This is a genomic window from Rhodococcus sp. IEGM 1408 (genome assembly GCF_033142235.1).
In the GTDB taxonomy this organism is placed as follows: Bacteria; Actinomycetota; Actinomycetes; order Mycobacteriales; family Mycobacteriaceae; genus Dietzia.
Map to the genome: position 1 here is coordinate 1 of NZ_JAWLRW010000029.1, position 3,221 is coordinate 3,221.

Consider the following 3,221-nt stretch of genomic DNA (forward strand, 5'->3'; position numbering starts at 1 on the left):
TACTGGTCAGGTGTCGGGTTCTGTGGTGTCGGGTTCCTGGTGGAGTTCGGGGTAGGCGCTCCAGGAGACGCCGCTGATGAATGCGTGGCGTTCGGTTGTCTGAGCTCTGTATCCGAATTGGGTTGCCGCGATCGCTGGTGGAATGCTGCGGACCAGCTCGCGCATGGCGCTGTTGCGTGCGCCTCGAAGATCGATCCCGTTGTCGCGGAGCTTGCCCATCAGTGACTGCGGGTTGATGTGATGACCTGCAGTGACTCCGGGGAATAGCCACTGGGATGTTCGGTTGGCGGCGGTGGTCATGTTGGGCCGCTGTGCGATGAGCGCGTTCACCGGGTCGGCGAGCGGATGCGGGAGTGCTACCTCGGCGTCGGCGAAGCGGATCCATAGGCTGCCGCTGTCGTCGATTCTCAGTGCGTCCAGTTCGATGGCGGCGATGCGCGAAACTGGTTGCGCGCAGATCAGTAGCAGGACGGTGGCGGCTTTGACCCACACCGGGGTGTCACGGTGTTCCAGGATCGTCGTCAATTGGGCGTAGCGCTCATCGTCGCTGGTCATAGGGTGGGTTCGAGCCCGCCGGTAGGGGAACTCCAGGTGGGCAGCCATGTGTTGATGCGTGATGCACCATCTGACGAACATTCTGGCGGTGCTGCGGGTGGTCGGCCCGGTAGCGAGCCAGGTGTCTATATCAGGCTGCGTCGCTTCCGCCAGCGGCGTGTTACGGGTGTAGAGCCAGTTGACGAAGTCGATCGCCACGGTGATCTCCTGCTTGGCGTTGGCGATTGGCCCGTTCTCCAGGGGTTGGCGCTGCGCGCGGGTGCGGAGGTTGCGCAGGTGATGCCAGGTGGCGAATCCGGTGATTACCTGCTGCGATTGGTGAATTGGTGTGGAGGCGAGCTTGTTCTCGAGCCAGCTGGTGAAGCGGTCAAGGTTGCGGTCATACGGCGCGAGGATTCCGCAGCTGATGAACAGGTCCCGTAGGTGACGTGCGGTGCGTTCGGCGGGGTAGTGGGCGAAGGTGTCGTGACTGATGATCAAGCGGTGTTGCGCGAACCCGTCCAGGAGCTCGCGCACGTCGGGATTGCGCAGCCAGATGAGCGCACTGCGGGGGTGGTCTTGGCTGGTCAGCGCATCGAGTAATGGCTGCAGCTCGGTGGAAATATGGTCGGTGTCGGCGGAGGTGAGCAGGGCGGCCAGGTCGTCGGTGAGGCAGCATCGGGCGCAGAGTCCGCGGCGGTGGGGTTCGTCCTGGTCGCCGCAGCGGGTGCAGGTCAGTCGGGGGTCGTCGATTCCGGCGCAGTCGGTGCAGATGGCCTGGTTGCCTGAGAGGCCGGGCAGCAGCTGGTCCGGGCTCTGGCAGCGGGGACACGTTCCGCGGCGGCGGGTGGCCTGTTGGTAGCAGCGGCGGCAGACGAAGCCCTCGGGCCAGCGGACGCCGCGATGTCGCTGATCGTCGTGGCACCGTGTGCAGTGGTACTTCGATGTGTCAGCCATGTGCTCGCCGCCGCGGATTGTCTAGGCCGGCGGGCCGGGTCGGTGGATGTGGGCCCGCTTCGGTCGCAGCGGTCCATCAGCTGCGGGGGAGACGTCGGTGGCGGTGCGTCGTGAGGGGGCGGTGTCGACGCGGAAGTCGCAGAGGTCCTCGACGGTGCAGTCAAGGACGTGGCACAGGGCGCCGAGTAGGGCCAGGGGCAGCCTGTCCGGGGTACGCCCGAGGAGGCGGTAGAGCTGGGAGGCGGAGAGCTCGATACCGACGTCGTGCAGCGGGGTGATCAGATCAGACAGGTTGTGCATGTCTCGGTCGGTCATGATCTGGCGTAGTCGCCACTGGTAGGCGATCCGGTGCTTCATGTCTCGGTGGTCCTTTCGGGCAGGCGGTCGGCTGCGGCGCGTAGTGCGGCGGCCACGACGCGGCTGCGGTAGTCGGGGGATACGAAGGTGTAGAGCGAGGTGGTCGAGGCGTACTCGTGTCCGACCTGTTCTTGGATGAAGCGGGTGTCGTAGCCGGACTCGACCAACAAGGTGACGTAGCTGCGGCGCAGGGAATGGAAATCCTGGCCCGGGTCGGTCAGGCCGGCGGTGTCACAGAGCTCGGCGAAACTGTGGGACAGTGCCCCGTTCGAGATTCGTTCGGATCGTTCGGTCGGAAACAATGCGGTCCCGGCGGCCCGGTCAAAGCCCGTGCGTCCCTGGTCGATCCACTGCTCGAGGCAGTCGATCACCCACGCGGTCTCTGGGACGGTCAGGACGCCGCGCCGTTTGGCGGGGGAGCCTTTGCCGGGCTTGCCGTATCGGACGTAGCAGACCCCGAACTGGCCGAACTGCCGTGCCCGCGGGTTTGGTCCGAAGTCGGTCAGGTCCAGCATGCGCACTTCGTTGCGCCGTAGGCCCCACGCGTAGGCGACCTTGGTGATCGTCGCGGTTCGCAGCGCCACCATCGCCCCTTTCGCGCCGACCTCGTAGCGGTGGGTGACCTGCTCGTCCGCGGTGTCGCACAGGTCCTGCAACTCGTCGGTGCTGTACGCCCGTTTACGCGGGTCGCCGGGACCCTCGTGTACATGGCGGGCCGAGTTGGCCTCGGTAATGATCTGTACGGGATGGGTGGCGAACCGGTCCTGGCATTGCTGGGCCCACTCGTAAGCCGGGTCGAGCAGGTAGTCCATGAAGTGCCGCAGCGCACCCTGGTAGCTCAGGATCGTGCTGTGGGCGAGACGGTGGATCCCGCGCAATTCGGTGATCCAGTCATCGGCCATCACGGGCGTCCAGGCCCACGGGCCGTCGACCTCGCAGAAGTCCTGGAACCGACGGATCGTTGCTACCTGCGCTGAGATGGTGCCGGCAGAGAGGTTCCGTGCCATTTGTTGGTGGGACCAGCCGGTGACCATCGCCTCGAACACCGCGGTTTCCGGTCGCAAGACAGCGATACCGTCGGCCAGCTGCAGCCGCGCCGATCCCGGAGGAAGATCCTGCTTCGACATCTCGCACCGTCCAAAAATGGCTCGCGATATGTGCGAAAGTATCGCACTTTATGCGAATCTCGACAAGAGGCTGCAGGTAGCAGCGCCGCCACCATTCAGCAATCGGCTGGCGGTCCCGGTCCCACAAGGGCGGAAGTGCTGGCCCGGCGCCTGTTCACGCGCAGGTCACGCGGCCTGTCGGGTACTACGGGCGAGGGGCAGTTCGGGGAGGTGTCGAGTTCGCAGGATCTACAACTCGACACCCTT

General features: G+C 65.3%; 3 protein-coding genes. All 3 read right to left on the reverse strand.

What is annotated here, in order from left to right; genetic code table 11:
* Positions 1-6: 6 nt before the first annotated feature.
* Positions 7-1,071 (reverse strand): hypothetical protein, encoded by a 1,065-nt coding sequence (locus R4P08_RS18295; RefSeq protein WP_317815293.1) that lies wholly within the window; start codon positions 1,069-1,071, stop codon positions 7-9.
* 441 nt (positions 1,072-1,512) lie between these two features.
* The gene (locus tag R4P08_RS18300; protein ID WP_317815294.1) at positions 1,513-1,848 is read right to left on the reverse strand and encodes a helix-turn-helix transcriptional regulator; all 336 of its coding nucleotides are present in this window, start codon (positions 1,846-1,848) and stop codon (positions 1,513-1,515) included.
* A complete protein-coding gene (locus tag R4P08_RS18305; protein WP_317815296.1) occupies positions 1,845-2,975 on the reverse strand; it encodes a tyrosine-type recombinase/integrase in 1,131 nt (376 codons plus the stop codon). The genes R4P08_RS18300 and R4P08_RS18305 overlap by 4 nt, the downstream gene beginning before the upstream one ends.
* Positions 2,976-3,221 lie beyond the last annotated feature (246 nt).

Bases quoted from the DNA above. Each gene is read 5' to 3' on its own strand.
- R4P08_RS18300 (WP_317815294.1), bottom strand. From the start codon at position 1,848: ATGAAGCACCGGATCGCCTACCAGTGGCGACTACGCCAGATCATGACC.
- R4P08_RS18305 (WP_317815296.1), bottom strand. From the start codon at position 2,975: ATGTCGAAGCAGGATCTTCCTCCGGGATCGGCGCGGCTGCAGCTGGCC.